At 62.8% G+C, this 14679-nt stretch carries 12 protein-coding genes; 10 read left to right on the top strand and 2 right to left on the bottom strand.

What is annotated here, in order from left to right; genetic code table 11:
* Nucleotides 1–34 precede the first annotated feature (34 nt).
* The 3 genes from AC19YQ_RS11595 to AC19YQ_RS11605 all read left to right on the top strand — a co-directional run bounded on the left by AC19YQ_RS11595 (nt 35) and on the right by AC19YQ_RS11605 (nt 3618).
* Nucleotides 35–1525: an aldehyde dehydrogenase gene (locus AC19YQ_RS11595; RefSeq protein ID WP_219262402.1), complete on the top strand. Its 1491-nt coding sequence runs from the start codon at nt 35–37 to the stop codon at nt 1523–1525.
* Nucleotides 1526–1577: 52 nt separating this feature from the next.
* Nucleotides 1578–2861, top strand: coding sequence for an NAD(P)/FAD-dependent oxidoreductase (locus tag AC19YQ_RS11600; protein WP_500595167.1), 1284 nt, complete (start codon nt 1578–1580; stop codon nt 2859–2861).
* Between the two features lie 208 nt (nt 2862–3069).
* Nucleotides 3070–3618: a cupin domain-containing protein gene (locus AC19YQ_RS11605; protein WP_046810696.1), complete on the top strand. Its 549-nt coding sequence runs from the start codon at nt 3070–3072 to the stop codon at nt 3616–3618.
* Nucleotides 3619–3821: 203 nt separating this feature from the next.
* Here the strand turns inward: AC19YQ_RS11605 and AC19YQ_RS11610 are convergent, their stop codons facing one another.
* Nucleotides 3822–4844 carry an aldo/keto reductase gene (locus AC19YQ_RS11610; RefSeq protein WP_219262400.1) on the bottom strand — a complete coding sequence of 341 codons (1023 nt, stop codon included), beginning with the start codon at nt 4842–4844 and terminating at the stop codon, nt 3822–3824.
* Between the two features lie 281 nt (nt 4845–5125).
* Between AC19YQ_RS11610 and AC19YQ_RS11615 the strand changes: the two genes are divergently transcribed.
* Genes AC19YQ_RS11615 through AC19YQ_RS11645 form a run of 7 tightly spaced genes read left to right on the top strand, consistent with a single transcriptional unit; the run spans nt 5126 to nt 13344 of the window.
* Nucleotides 5126–5704: a helix-turn-helix domain-containing protein gene (locus tag AC19YQ_RS11615; protein WP_500595168.1), complete on the top strand. Its 579-nt coding sequence runs from the start codon at nt 5126–5128 to the stop codon at nt 5702–5704.
* A gap of 36 nt (nt 5705–5740) precedes the next feature.
* The gene (locus AC19YQ_RS11620) at nt 5741–6880 is read left to right on the top strand and encodes an LLM class flavin-dependent oxidoreductase (protein WP_326427401.1); all 1140 of its coding nucleotides are present in this window, start codon (nt 5741–5743) and stop codon (nt 6878–6880) included.
* Nucleotides 6881–6900: 20 nt separating this feature from the next.
* Complete coding sequence (locus AC19YQ_RS11625; RefSeq protein ID WP_133078865.1) at nt 6901–8529, top strand: ABC transporter substrate-binding protein; 1629 nt, start codon at nt 6901–6903, stop codon at nt 8527–8529.
* Nucleotides 8522–9508: an ABC transporter permease gene (locus AC19YQ_RS11630; RefSeq protein ID WP_133078864.1), complete on the top strand. Its 987-nt coding sequence runs from the start codon at nt 8522–8524 to the stop codon at nt 9506–9508. Before AC19YQ_RS11625 ends, AC19YQ_RS11630 begins: the two co-directional genes overlap by 8 nt.
* A gap of 14 nt (nt 9509–9522) precedes the next feature.
* On the top strand, nt 9523–10401 hold the full coding sequence (locus tag AC19YQ_RS11635; protein ID WP_219262395.1) for an ABC transporter permease: 879 nt from the start codon (nt 9523–9525) through the stop codon (nt 10399–10401).
* Nucleotides 10398–12104: a dipeptide ABC transporter ATP-binding protein gene (locus AC19YQ_RS11640; protein ID WP_500595169.1), complete on the top strand. Its 1707-nt coding sequence runs from the start codon at nt 10398–10400 to the stop codon at nt 12102–12104. The genes AC19YQ_RS11635 and AC19YQ_RS11640 overlap by 4 nt, the downstream gene beginning before the upstream one ends.
* Nucleotides 12105–12120: 16 nt before the next feature.
* Complete coding sequence (locus tag AC19YQ_RS11645) at nt 12121–13344, top strand: acyl-CoA dehydrogenase family protein (protein WP_219262393.1); 1224 nt, start codon at nt 12121–12123, stop codon at nt 13342–13344.
* 540 nt (nt 13345–13884) lie between these two features.
* Here AC19YQ_RS11645 and AC19YQ_RS11650 read toward each other — a convergent pair.
* Entirely contained in the window at nt 13885–14676 is a 792-nt protein-coding gene (locus tag AC19YQ_RS11650; protein ID WP_500595170.1) for a type 2 periplasmic-binding domain-containing protein, read from the bottom strand.
* Nucleotides 14677–14679: the final 3 nt, after the last annotated feature.

Below are 14679 nucleotides of genomic sequence, written 5' to 3' on the forward strand. Positions count from 1 at the left end.
GGCGACCCATTTTCCCCTGCATCGAGTCACTCCAATGGCAAACACTCGCAGTGACTGGGAGCAACGCTTTCAGTCTTTGACACTAGAAGGCCGGGCATTCATTGATGGTCAATACCGTCCGGCACTCAGCGGCGAAACCTTCGAATGCATGAGCCCGGTGGACGGTCGCTTTCTGGCGAACGTCGCCAGCACCGACGAAGCCGACGCCAATGCGGCGGTGATCGTTGCTCGCAAGGCGTTTGAATCCGGCGTCTGGGCCAGGCTCGCCCCGGCTGAGCGCAAGCGCATCCTGATTCGTTTTTCCGATTTGATTCTGGCAAACCAGGAAGAACTGGCGCTGCTGGAAACCCTGGACATGGGCAAGCCCATCAGCGACTCCATGACCATCGATATCCCGGCGACCGCCAACGCGATTCGCTGGAACGCCGAAGCCATCGACAAAATCTACGACGAAGTCGCGCCCACCCCCCACGATCAACTGGGCCTCATCACCCGTGAACCTGCTGGTGTTGTGGCGGCCATCGTGCCGTGGAATTTCCCGCTGATCATGGCCAGCTGGAAGTTCGCCCCGGCCTTGGCGGCAGGCAACTCGTTCATCCTCAAGCCTTCGGAGAAATCGCCACTGACGGCGATCCGCATCGCGCAACTGGCACTGGACGCCGGTATTCCGAAAGGGGTGTTCAACGTCCTGCCGGGCTTCGGGCACACCGTCGGCAAAGCGCTTGCGTTGCACATGGACGTCGACGTCCTGGCCTTCACCGGCTCGACAGCCATTGCCAAGCAACTCCTGATCTACGCGGGCCAGAGCAACATGAAGCGGGTGTGGCTCGAGGCGGGCGGCAAGAGCCCTAACGTGGTGTTTGCCGACGCGCCGGATTTGCCCGCCGCCGCGCAAGCAGCCGCCAGCGCCATTGCCTTTAACCAGGGCGAAGTCTGCACCGCAGGTTCGCGCCTGCTGGTGGAACGCTCGATTCGCGAGCAGTTCATTCCCCTGCTGGTTCAGGCATTGCAAGCCTGGAAACCGGGCCATGCCCTGGACCCGGCAACCACCGTGGGTGCCGTCGTCGATCAGCGCCAAATGGAAGCGGTCCTGCGTTACATCCAGATCGGCAAGGACCAGGGCGCACGCCTGCTCACAGGCGGCAATCGCACCCTCGAAGACACCGGGGGCCTGTACGTGGAACCGGCCATCTTCGACGGTGTGACCAACGCCATGACCATCGCCCGGGAAGAAATCTTCGGTTCTGTGCTGTCGCTGATCACCTTCGACACCGAGCAAGAAGCGCTGGCGATAGCCAATGACTGCATCTACGGCCTGGCCGCAGGCGTATGGACCAGCAACCTGAGCAAGGCCCACACCTTTGCTCGCGGTTTGCGCGCCGGCAGCGTATGGGTCAACCAGTACGACGGCGGCGACATGACTGCGCCGTTTGGCGGGTTCAAGCAGTCGGGTAACGGTCGGGACAAATCCCTGCATGCGTTCGACAAATACACCGAGCTCAAGGCCACCTGGATCAAGCTCTGACACCTTTGCGACGGCTGTCGCCAGCACGTGTCGACAGCCATCGGAGAAACTTATGAAACAGACACACATCAACAGCTACTACGCCGCGACCCGCAACCACACGGGCGACTTCCCGACGCTTGAAGAGCGGGTGGAATGCGATGTCTGCGTGATCGGCGCGGGCTACACCGGCCTGTCTTCAGCCCTGTTCCTCGCCGAAGCAGGCTACAGCGTCACCGTGCTCGAAGCCGCCAAAGTCGGCTTCGGGGCCAGCGGTCGCAACGGCGGTCAACTGGTCAACTCCTACAGCCGCGACGTGGACGTCATCGAAGCGCGCTACGGTGACAAGACTGCCGAAGTGCTTGGCAGCATGATTTTTGAAGGCGCCGACATCATCCGTCAGCGCATCCAGCACTACGACATCCAGTGTGATTACCGTCCCGGCGGGATCTTTGCGGCGCTGAACAAAAAGCAGCTCAAAGGCCTGACCGAGCAAAAAAACAGCTGGGAACGCTACGGCAACCAAAACCTGACACTGCTCGATGCACACGACATCAAGCGTGAAGTGGGTTGCGACAACTACGTGGGCGGCCTGCTGGACATGCAGGGCGGACACATCCACCCGCTGAACCTGGCACTCGGCGAAGCGTCGGCAATCATCGGCCTGGGCGGCAAGATCTTCGAGCAGTCGGCTGCAGTGGAAATCACCTACGGCGAGCCGATCACCGTGCGCACCGCCAAAGGGGTGGTTCGGGCCAAGTACCTGCTGATCGCGGGCAACGCCTACCTGCCGCAGAACCTGGACAGTCGCGTGACCAGCAAAAGCATGCCCTGCGGTTCGCAAATTGTCGTGACAGAGCCGCTGGCGGAAAACGTCGCCCGTAGCCTGATCACCCACAACTACTGTGTTGAAGACTGCAACTACCTGCTCGACTACTACCGCCTGACGGCCGACAACCGCCTGTTGTACGGCGGCGGTGTGGTCTACGGTGCCCGCGAGCCGGACGACATCGAGCAACTGATCAAGCCGAAAATCCTCAAGACCTTCCCGCAATTGAAGGACGTGAAAATCGATTACCGCTGGACCGGCAACTTCCTGCTGACCATGTCACGCATGCCGCAATTCGGGCGTATCGAGAAAAACGCCTACTACATGCAAGGCTACAGCGGTCACGGCGTCACCTGCTCGCACCTGGCGGGCAAACTGATTTCTGAAATGATCCGCGGTGACGCCGAGCGTTTCGATGCGTTTGCTTCGTTGCCGCACATGCCCATGCTCGGTGGCCGGACCTTCCAGGTCCCGCTGACTGCCATGGGCGCTGCGTACTACGCAATGCGCGACCGTTTCGGGATCTAGCTGCGCCCCTGTGGGAGCGGGCTTGCCCGCTCCCACTCCGGCAATCAGGGTTGGCCTGCGCTATTTACCGAACCTGCTGAGCAACACGAACAAACGTGATTTAATAGTCGCCTTTCACGTTTCTGGGACAGGGGTACGGTGCGATTTGCAGCATCCGTCGACCGCCATCTCCCCCATCACCCTTAAGTAGTTCTCACATAAGGCTGTCATGGACACGGGCTCACGACTCAAATTAGTACGCGAAAGCTACAAAATGTCCCAGCGCGAGCTGGCCCGGCGTAGCGGCGTCACCAATGCCACCATTTCCCTGATCGAACAGAATCGCGTCAGTCCTTCTGTCAGCTCCCTTAAAAAGTTGCTGGAAGGCATCCCCATGTCTCTGGCCGACTTTTTCACCTTCGACCAGCCTCCCCGCGAACACCAATACGTCTTCCGCGCCAATGAACAGCCGGACCTGGGGCGTGATGGCTTGCGGTTGCTGCTGATAGGCGCTTCGGTGCCGGGTCGGCAAATGCGGTTATTGCGCGAGCAATACGCGCCGGGTGCAAGCTCCGGGGAAGAGCCGATCGTGCACGCCGAAGGGGAAGAGTGCGGGCTGGTTGCCCGCGGCACGGTAGAACTCACCGTGGACGGGCAAATCAGCATATTGAATGCCGGGGACGGCTATTACTTCCCGACCACCCTGCCCCACCGTTTTCGCAATATTGGCGCGGATGAGGCAGAGATCATCAGCGCCAACACACCGGCCAACTTCTGATCCTGACGACCCCGTCTGCCAGGTAACTCGCGGTGATTCCATCGCGAGCAAGCCCGCTCCCACAGAAACTCCAGCATTTGTGTTCAACACAGAACCTGTAGGAGCTGGCTTGCCAGGTATCCCACAGACACACCAACATTTGTGTTCAACACAGAACCTGTGGGAGCTGGCTTGCCTGCGATGCAGGCGACGCGGTCGCTCATTTACACCCGCGACCGGCGCCCAAAGAATGGATGGCTCGGGTCGTTGTAGCCCGGTGTCGATGAGTGCCCCGTCACCACCAGATCATTGATAAACGCTTCGTCCTGCGCAGTGAACCTGTAGTTCAGCGCCGGTACGTAGTCTTCCCATTGCTGTTCGGTACGCGGACCGGCAATGGCCGAGGTGATCAGGGCGTTGTTCAGCACCCATGAAAGGGCGAACTGCCCTGCGGTGATGCCTTGCCCCTCGGCGTATTCACGTATGCGCTGGGCCAAATTCAGAGACTCGGGGCGCCACTCGGTCTGCTGCAGGCGCGGGTCGTTACGCCCGGCGCGAGTGTCCTGGCCCGGTGCCTGATCAGGGTCGTATTTGCCCGTCAGCACGCCACGGGCCAACGGGCTGTAAGAGATCACGCCAATGCCGTAATGCTCGGCCGCAGGCAGGTGCTCGACTTCGATCTGGCGGTTGGCCAGGTTGTACAGCGGCTGGCTCACGCTCGGCCGCTGGATGCCCAGCAGGTCAGCGCTGCGGCTGAATTCGGCCAGCTTCCAGCCTCGATGGTTGGACAGCCCGTAACCGCGAATCTTGCCCGCCCGGATCAGGTCATCAAGGGCTCGAAGCGTCTCGTCCACCGGCGTGTCATGGTCTTCGCGGTGCAGGTAAAACAGGTCGATATAGTCGGTGTTCAGGCGCTTGAGGCTGGCTTCGGCCGAGGCGATGACGTTCTGGCGCGAGGCGCCACTGTTGTTCGGCCCGCTACCGCCCGGGTCGGGATTGACGAACTTGGTCGCCAGCACCCATTGCTGGCGGCGCTCGCCGATCAAGCGACCGACCACCTCTTCCGAAGCCCCCCCGTTGTAGCCGTTGGCGGTGTCGATGGAGTTGATGCCCTGCTCAAACGCGCGGTCGGTGATACGCCGGGCGACGTCGTCCGGGGTCTGCCCGCCGAACATCATGGTGCCCAGGGTGATGGGCGAAACCTTCACACCGTTGCGGCCCAGGTTGCGGTACTGAATGTCGCTCATGATGACTCCCTGCGTGGTGATCGTGAAATCAAGTGGCGCAAACAGTAGTCAGCGGGGCTGAAGCGGTCAACGCCCAACGAAGCATAACCATAGAGCCGTTTTGCCAAGATTTCGCTTATACATAAATGGCATTTAAACGGCTGAATTAATTATTTATGGATCTAAAAAACCCTCGGTAATCTCATGACTTTTCGGACCGCATGAAAAGGAATCATCATGAGCCGTCGCCCCCATGGCCCTGACTATTCACCTGCACTCACTCCCGCTGCAGGTTCGCGCCCATGAATATCCCAACCGGTTTTCTCGACAGCAGCGGCAGTGTTCCCTTCAGCCTGCCCGAGCGCGATCAACAGGGCGACGACCCTATCGCCAAACGTATCAGCCTCAACCTGCGGCGCCTTCGCGACAAGCGCCAGCTGACCCTGGAAGGGCTGGCCCATGCCAGCGGCGTGAGGCGGGCGATGATCGCGCAGATAGAAGCCGGCAGCAGTTTTCCCTCGGTCAAAGTGCTGTGCAAGGTGGCAGCCGCGCTTCAGGTGTCGATCGCCGAATTTCTCGACCCCGGCACCGTTATCCGCCGCGCCTTGCCTCCCGAGCACGGTGAACCGACGGTGGCGTTCCATGAGTTGCGCCTGAGCCCCCAGGCCAGGCAAACCCTGCCCGGCAACCCCCACAGCGGGCAAAAAAACCTAGTGGTCGCCCAAGGCACTTTGGAGCTGACCCTCAATGACGAACTCATCGTCCTGAACACTGGCGACTCAATCCTGTTCAGCACCGAACAGCCCCACACCTGCCACAACCCGAGAGACAGCGAAGCCGTCGCCTATCTGGTGACCAGCCCTGCGCAAGTGCAGGAATAGCCCGCTTTTGCCTACCCACTGCCTGGAGCCTTCGCCTTGTCACGTCAGCTATCCCCACTGGATTTCCCTGAAAGCCCGCTGTCCCGCGCCTTCGAGCAACCGCTGTTTCTGGGCCTGTTCCTGCCTGTGCAATCGGGCGGCTGGAGCCCATCGGCGCTGCCTCGCAGCACCACCTGGACCTTCGACTACAACCGCCAGTTGACCCTGCGCGCCGAAGCGCTGGGCTTCGATCTGGTGTTCGCCCTGGCCGAATGGCTGGGCAAGGGCGGCTACGGTGGCGATATCCGCTACCACGACGAGTCCCTGGATGCCTTCATCACCCAGGCAGCACTGGCGTCGGTGACAGAGCGGATCTTGCTGATTTCCACCCTGCACGTGCTCTACGGCCCCTGGCATCCGCTGCATCTGGCCAAGTTCGGCGCCACCCTGGATCACATCAGCAAAGGCCGCTGGGGCCTGAACCTGGTCACTGGCCATCGCCACCGCGAGCACAGGCGCTTTGGGCAGGCGCCCATCGAGCATGATCAGCGTTACCGCCAGGCCGACGAATTTATCCGCGTGGTGCAGGAGCTGTGGCACAGCCAGGAAAACGTCGATTTCAGCGGCGATCATTACAAACTTGAAGAGGCCTATGTCAGCGTCAAACCGTCCTTTGGCCGCCCGGTACTGGTCAACGCCACCGGCTCACCCGCAGGTATCGACTTCGCCGCCCGCCACTCCGACATCGTGTTCACCACCAGCCCCGGCAGTGCCGAAATCGAAAGCGCGCTGGACAAGCTGCCCGAGCATTTGCAGCGGATCAAACACGCCGCCCACGGCTATGGCCGTCAGGTACGGACCCTGATCAACCCGCTGGTGATTTGCCGCGACAGCGATGCCGAAGCCTGGGAAGTCCACGCCGCCATCACCGCCGCAGGCGACCCCGGTGCGCTGGAGGGTCATGCCCGCGAAGCCAGCGATGCCCATGCCTGGCGCGGCCACCAACCGGCCGAGCGTTACGTGGGCGGCAATATCCAGCTGGTCGGCAGCCCCGAGACCGTGGTGCGCGACATCATCCGCCTGAAAGAGGCCGGTATCGACGGCCTGCAACTGAGTTTCTTCGATTTCGCCCCCGACCTTGAACAGTTTGGCGAGCGCGTTTTGCCGCTTTTGCGCCAGGCTGGCTTACGCCGCTAACCCACCCCAGGATGACCGCCATGCCCTTTACCCGTCGTCAATTTGTTGTTGGCCTGTCTGCCCTGTCCGCACTCGGCGCCAGCATTCCGTTCCTGCCCTCAGCCCTGGCCGACGCGACGGGCGAAGCCGTCAGCGGGCGGCGGGTGTTCAACCTGTTGATCAACCCCGAACCACCGTCGCTGAGTTCGTTCAACACCACGGCGGGCACCAGTGTCACGGCCAGCAGCAAGGTGCTGGAGGGCTTGCTCACCTATGACGAAAACCTCAACGCCCGCCCTGCACTGGCGACCGCCTGGGAGGCTGCACCCGATGGCCTGAGCTACCGCTTCACCCTGCGCGAAGGGGTCAAGTGGCATGACGGCGAGCCCTTCACCTCGGCTGACGTGGCCTTCTCCCTGGACCTGATCAAGCGCTTCCACCCCCGAGGCTCCAGCACCTTCGCCAACCTTGAGCGCGTCGACACCCCCGACGACCACACCGCCATCGTCCACTTGAGCAAGCCTGCGCCGTACCTGATTCGCGGCTTTGCCGGAGGTGAAACGCCCATCGTGCCCAAGCACCTGTATGCCTCGGGCGACCCATTGAGCAACCTGCACAACAATGCCCCGGTGGGCACCGGCCCTTTCCGCTTCAAGCGCTGGGAACGTGGCAGCTTTATCGAATACGAACGCAACCCGCAGTACTGGGATCCGGCGGCAACCGTGGTCGACACCCTGATCCTCAAAGTCATCCCGGACGGCGCCGCCCGCATGGCCGCGTTCGAAAACGGCACTCTGGATGCCGGCGGGCAAAGCCCGGTGCCCCTCAGCGAGCTTGACCGCCTGACCAAATCCGGCCGATTGAAGGCCACAACCCGGGGCTACCGCTACACCATTACCCCGACCATTCTTGAGTTCAACCTTGACCACCCGCTGCTGTCACGCCTCGAAGTCCGCCAGGCGATTGCCCATGCCCTGGACCGCGAAGTCATCCGCAAAGTGGTGTACTACGGCTACGCCGAAGCCAGCTATTCGCCCATTCCCAAAAGCTTCGCCAACTACGTCTACGAAGGCCCCAACCCGTACCCCTTCGACACAGAGGCCGCCAACGCGCTGCTGGACAAGGCGGGGCTTGAGAAAAAAGGCCCCTGGCGTTTCAGCCTGACCCTCGACCCGCTGCCCTACGGCGACAGCTACAGCCGCACCGCCACCTATGTGCGCAGTGCACTGGCGCGCATTGGCATCGAAGTGAAGCTGCGCGCCCAGGACTTCCCCACCTACATCAAGCGGATCTACACCGACCGCGACTTTGATTTCGCGGTGGTCGGCATGGGCACCCTGTACGACCCCACCGTCGGTGTTCAACGCCTGTACTGGTCGAAGAACTTCCGCAAGGGTGTGCCCTTCTCAAACGGCACCCACTACAACAACCCCGAGGTGGACCGCCTGCTGGAAAGCGCCGCTGTGGAGACCGACGAGCAAAAACGCGGCGATCTGTTCAAGGCATTCCAGAAAATCGTGATCGAAGAAGTGCCCTCCATCACCCTGGTGATGCAGCAACAGGTCTCGGTCTACAACACGCGGGTCAGCGGCTTCGAAGACGATGCCAACGGCCTGGACAGCAGCCTGGCCAATATCAGCCTGGCCGCCGCAGGGGGCGAGCATGCTTGAACGGCGCAGAATGTGGCGCCTGTCGAGGCGCACCTTGTGGCAAGCCATCCCCACCGTGATCGGCATCCTGGTACTTAATTTTCTGCTGCTGCGGCTGATCCCCGGCGACGCGGTAGACGTGCTGGCCGGTGAATCCGGGGGCGCCAGCGCCGAGACGCTGATCCAGTGGCGCAGCCATTTCGGCCTGGACTTGAGCCTGGTGGACCAACTGCAGCGCTACCTCGGCCAACTGGCCCATCTGGACCTGGGCCTGTCGCCACGCTTCAACCTGCCGGTCAGCCAACTGGTGCTGGACCGACTGCCCAACACCCTGCTGCTGATGGTCGGCGCACTGGGGCTGGCACTGGCCATCGGGATTGCTGCCGGAACCGTCATGGCGACCTGGGTCGGGCGCTGGCCTGACCGCGTGTTGTCACTGGCGGTGTTGTTGCTCTACTCCACCCCGGGATTCTGGATCGGCCTCATGGCGGTGCTGCTGTTCTCGGTCAAACTGGGCTGGCTGCCCAGCAACGGTTTCCAGACCCTGGGCCTGAACCTCAATGGCCCGGCCTGGCTGCTCGACCGGCTGCAACACGCCGTGCTGCCCGTACTGGCCCTGGCCACGTTTTATATCGCCCTGTATGCCCGCCTGACCCGCGCCGCGATGCTTGAAGTGCAACGCCAGGACTATGTGCGCACCGCTCGCGCCAAGGGGCTCGCGCCCTGGCGAGTAGTGTCGCGGCACGTGCTGCGCAATGCCCTGCTGCCCGTATCGACCCTGGCCGGGCTGCATTTTGCCGCCCTGCTCGGTGGCGCGGCCGTCACCGAAACCCTGTTCGGCTGGCCGGGCCTGGGCCGCCTCACCCTGGAGGCGGTGATGTCCCGCGACTACAACCTGCTGCTGGGCATCCTGCTGCTGTCATCGATGCTGGTCGTGGTGATCAACATCGCCGTGGACCTGCTGCAAGCCTGGCTCGACCCCCGTATCCAGGCCGACTGAAAAGGAGCTGCCCCATGACCACTGCCGTGCTGCAAAGCGCCCCGACCGGCTACAGCGAAAGCGTCTGGACGGCCCTGTTGCGTAACCCTTCGGCACTGATCGGCGCGACGATGCTGGCGCTGGTACTCACCCTGGCGCTGTTGGCCGGAACGCTCTATCCCGGTGATCCGCTAGACATGGTGGCCATGCCGATGCTCTGGCCCGGCGACGACCCGGGCTACGTTCTGGGCAGCGACTCACTGGGCCGCGACGTGGCTGCCGGCATCGCCCACGGCGCCCGGGGCTCCTTATTGATTGCCGCCAGCGCCACCCTCATCAGCGTATTGATCGGCGGGCTGGTCGGTGCCTTGGCCGGCTACCACGGCGGCAAGCTGGGGGATGTGCTGATGCGCATCTGCGAAGTGTTCCAGACCGTGCCGTCGTTTTTGCTGGTGATCGTCATCGTGGCCATCGGCAACCCGACACTTGGGATCATCGCGCTGGCGATCGGCATCTCCTCATGGCCAACGGTCGCGCGGCTGGTGCGCGCCGAATTCCGTACCCTGCGCGAAGCCGACTTCGTCACCGCCGCCCGCAGCCTGGGCTTCAGCAACAGCTCGATCATCCTGCGCGAAATCCTGCCCAACGCCCTTGCGCCACTGGTGGTCACCACCTCGATCCTGATCGCCCAGGCGATTCTGGTGGAAGCCGGACTGGCCTTTCTGGGCATGAGCGACCCGAATCAAGCCAGCTGGGGCGCCATGCTCGGCAGCGGTCGTGAACAGATCGCCAGCGGCTGGTACCTGACCGCCCTGCCGGGGCTGGCAATCATCTTCGTGGTGCTGGCCCTCAACCTTCTGGGCGACGGTCTCAACGACGCCCTCAACCCTCGCCTGCGACGGTATATCCCATGAGCCTTCTGGACGTACGCGGTTTGCGCGTGAGCTACGACAACGCCGATGCGGTAAAAGACCTGAGCTTCACGTTGCAGGCAGGCGAGACCCTGGCACTGGTGGGTGAATCCGGCTGCGGCAAATCCACCACGGCCCTGGCGCTGATGGGCCTGCTGCCGGACAACGCCCGGCTGGGCGGCCAGGTCTTGTTTGAAGGCCAGGACCTGCTGAGCATCGCGCCCCGGCAGATGCGCCAGTTGCAAGGCAACGCGCTGGGGATGATTTTTCAGGACCCGCTGTCCAGCCTCAACCCGGTATTGACCTTGGGCGAACAGGTGGCCGAAAACCTGCTGGCGCACACCGACCTCACCCGTCGCCAGGCCTGGAAACGCGCCGAAGAACTGTTCGCGCTGGTGCAACTGCCCCGCCCAACTGCCCACCTGCACGAGTACCCGCAACATTTGTCTGGCGGTCAGCGCCAGCGGGTGGTGATCGCCATGGCGATTGCCTGCCAGCCACGCCTGTTGATCGCCGACGAGCCGACCACCGCGCTGGATGTGAGCGTGCAGGCGCAGATTCTCGAATTACTCGCCCGCTTGCGCGGCGAACTGGGCATGGGGCTGCTGTTGATCACCCATGACCTGGGAGTGGTTGGCCAGCACGCCGACCGGGTGATCGTGATGCACGACGGTCACGCGCTGGAGAGCCAGCCGACCCGTGCCCTGATCGATCGCCCGCAACACCCCTACAGTCGCGGCCTGCTTCAGGCTTCGCTGGGAGCGGAACATGACCAGCACTACCTGAACAACCGCCTGGCCGAAATCAACATCGAGCGCCAGCCCGGCCAGGCCACGCGCTACAGCGTCAACAGCAGCCACTACGGGCCGGGGCGCAAGCCACGGGCACCCGCCGGCAACCCGGCGCTGCTCAAGGTCAGCGACCTGACCACCGGCTACGGCGACAGCACTGTGCTCAACCGTATCAGCCTGGAAGTGGGCGAGCGCGAGAGCGTGGGACTGGTCGGCGAATCAGGCTGCGGCAAGTCGACCCTCAGCCGCACCCTACTGCGTTTGCTGCCTGCCCGCAGCGGCACAGTCGAGTTCGACGGGCGCGACATCGCCAGCCTCGCCGGTGAGGAGCTGCTGGGCTGGCGACGCCAGGTGCAAATGATTTTCCAGGACCCCTATGCCGCACTCAATCCGCGCCACAGCGTGGAGACCATTCTCGACCGCGTGCAGCGCCTGCACGGACAGAACGACCCCGGGCAGCGCCAACAGGTACGCCTGGCAATGCTCGACGCCGTCGGTCTTGCGCGCAGCAGTCTGGCGCGTCTGCCCCATCAGTTCTCCGGTGGCCAGCGCCAGCGCATCGGCATCGCCCGGGCGCTGATCCTCAAGCCTCGGCTGGTGATCTGCGACGAGCCGGTGTCGGCACTGGATGTCTCGACCCAGGCCCAGATTCTCAACCTGCTGGTGGAACTGCGCGAAGAGCTGGGCCTGTCCTACCTGTTTATCTCCCACGACCTGTCGGTGGTGCGCTATTTCGCCGACCGGATCCTGGTGATGGAACAAGGACAGATTGTCGAGCAAGCCACCCCGCACACCCTCTGGCACTCACCCCGGCACCCTTACACCCGTCGTCTGTTGGCGGCGATACCGGGCGCTGCGGCGCCGAGCCCCCCACCCCTGCCTGTATCCGGCCTGCGCTTTGCTGTTGGCTGGTAATTCCAAGGAGCATCACATGTCACACATAGACTCAGCCTGGGGCGCCGTCCCGTCGGCCGGATACGAAGACCTGGCGCAACGTTTTCGCCCCCTGTTCGCCCGGATTCGCGAGGGTGCAGTGGATCGCGAACTGGAGCGGCGCTTGCCGATCCAGGAACTGCAATGGCTCAAGGAAGCAGGCTTCACCACGGTTCGCGTCCCCAAGGCATACGGCGGCGCGGGCGCCAGCCTGCCCGAACTGTTCAACCTGCTGATCGAACTGGCCGAGGCCGACTCGAACCTGGTGCAATCGTTGCGCGGGCACTTTGGTTTTTGCGAAAACCTGCTCAACAGCCGCGACCGTGAATATCAGGGCATCTGGCTGGAGCGACTGGGCCGTGGCGAGACCGTCAGCCCGGCGTCCGGCGAAGTGGGCAACGCCAAACAGCTTGAATTCGGCACCCGCCTGAGCCTGCACGGCGGCCATTGGCAACTGAGCGGCAGCAAGTTCTACACCACGGGTGCGCTGTATGCCGACTGGGTCGATGTCAGCGCCAACAACCCTGATGAACAGCGGGTCTCGGTGACGGTACGCACCAGCGACCCCGGGGTTGAAATCATTGATGACTGGAACGGTTTCGGCCAGACCCTGACCGCCAGCGGCACGACCCATTTTCGCGAAGTGCCGGTCGATCCGATCAACGTCATCCTGGCTGAAAACCGCTTTCGCTATTCACCGGCTTTTTACCAGACCGTGCACACCGCGACCCTGGCCGGAATTGGCCGGGCGCTGGCCGCAGAGACGGCCGGGCACGTGGCCAGGCGCACCCGCAGCTTCAGCAGCGGCAATGCCCCGCGTGTGGCACAGGATCCGCAAGTGCTGCAAGTGGTGGGCAACCTGCGAAGCGCGGCCTACACCGCGGGAGCCATCACGGCACTGAATGCACAGGCCCTGCAACGCGCCCATGAAGCGAGCTTGAGCGACGACGAACAGGCGTTGACCCTGGCGGTGAACATCGCGGAACTGGAAGTGGCGCAATCACAAACCATCGTCTCGGACCTGATCATCAAGGCCAGTGGTGATTTGTTTGATGCGCTGAGTGCGTCGGCCACCCTCAAGCCATTGGGGCTGGACCGTTTCTGGCGTAATGCGCGGACGTTGTCGTCCCACAATCCGCGTATCTACAAGAGCCGGATCGTGGGTGACTTCGCGGTCAACGGCACACCGCCGCCTGCGCAATGGCGCATTGGTGTGGCGTAGCATAAAAATCACGAAAAACCCGTATTCGCTGCCGAAGGAACGAGGCTGCGATCGAGATGGTGCGCCACTGCGACGTAGCGGTCGCAAGACCGGTACACGCGGCGTGCCTGATAAACCGTGCAAGCTGACTTTACGACTGCTGCGCAGCCGGACGCAGCCTCGCACGGCTCGTCAGCGACTACAGATTCGCCACCTACCCGCGTGTAGTCGCTGACGAGTAGAACGAGGCTGCGATCGAGCGCGCAGCGGTCGCAAATCCGGTACACGCGGTGTGCCTGATAAACCGTGGAAGCCGACTTTACGACTGCATCGCAGCCTCGCACGGCTCGTCAGCGACTACAGATTCGCCACCCACCCGCGTGTAGTCGCTGACGAGTAGTACGAGGCTGCGATCGAGCGCGCAGCGGTCGCAAATCCGGAACACGCGGTATGCCTGATTAACCGTGCAAGCTGACTTTACGACTGCTTCGTCGCAGTGGCGCACCAAACCGATCGCAGCCTCGTTCCTTCGGCAGCAACTACAGGAGCTGGCCATTGAGCTCAATGACACACCAGCCCATCCCCAATCTTCAAGCTGTCCACCAGCAACGCATTGCTGCGCAAATCCCAGGCACGGGTCTGGCCGCCACGGGCCTGCCAGTCATGCAACGCTGCATTGATCAGCGCACGACTCTGTTTGTCGGTGCGGCTCAGGTATACCCGCACATCACTGCTCGCCTTCAATGTCTGCGGCAACAACGTGTAGAAACGCCAGTCCGGCGCCTGTGCAAGCGCCTGCAAGCTGTTGCGCTCTTCAGCCAACAGGTTGCACTCGCCCGCCATGAACGCCACCGCGGCACGAATCGACGATACATAAGTTCGCAACTCGGCCCCCTGTTGCACCAAGGTTTGCGCCCAGGGACTGCCAACGGCAATGCACACGCTTTGCCCCTGTATCGGGCGCCGGGGCGCATTGCGCAAGCCAATCAACGCACCCTCCCGGTACTGCACCGGCAATTTGCGCAAGCTCGCTACCCGATCAGCCGCCACAGGCAGTTTCAAGCTCCCGGCTATCACCAGATCGACGCTGCCATCGTTAAACCCGGCCGTATCGGGCAGCGCCTGCAGTTGCACCTTCAAGCCAAGGTAAGACCCCAGGGCTTCGGCCAACTGACTGTCCAGTTCATCCGGCTCGGCAACCAGGGCTTCCTGTCCCAGGGTCGGGCGCGGGTAACTGCGTACGCCCACGCGCAGCACCTGGCGCTGTTCGGCCGCCTGCAACAGCGGCCCCCGGGGCATATCGCCCGGTGCCACAGGCCATTGCAAGGCGACCAGCGCCACTGCGCCAGTCACCAC

Source organism: Pseudomonas sp. MF06569, from assembly GCF_059862735.1.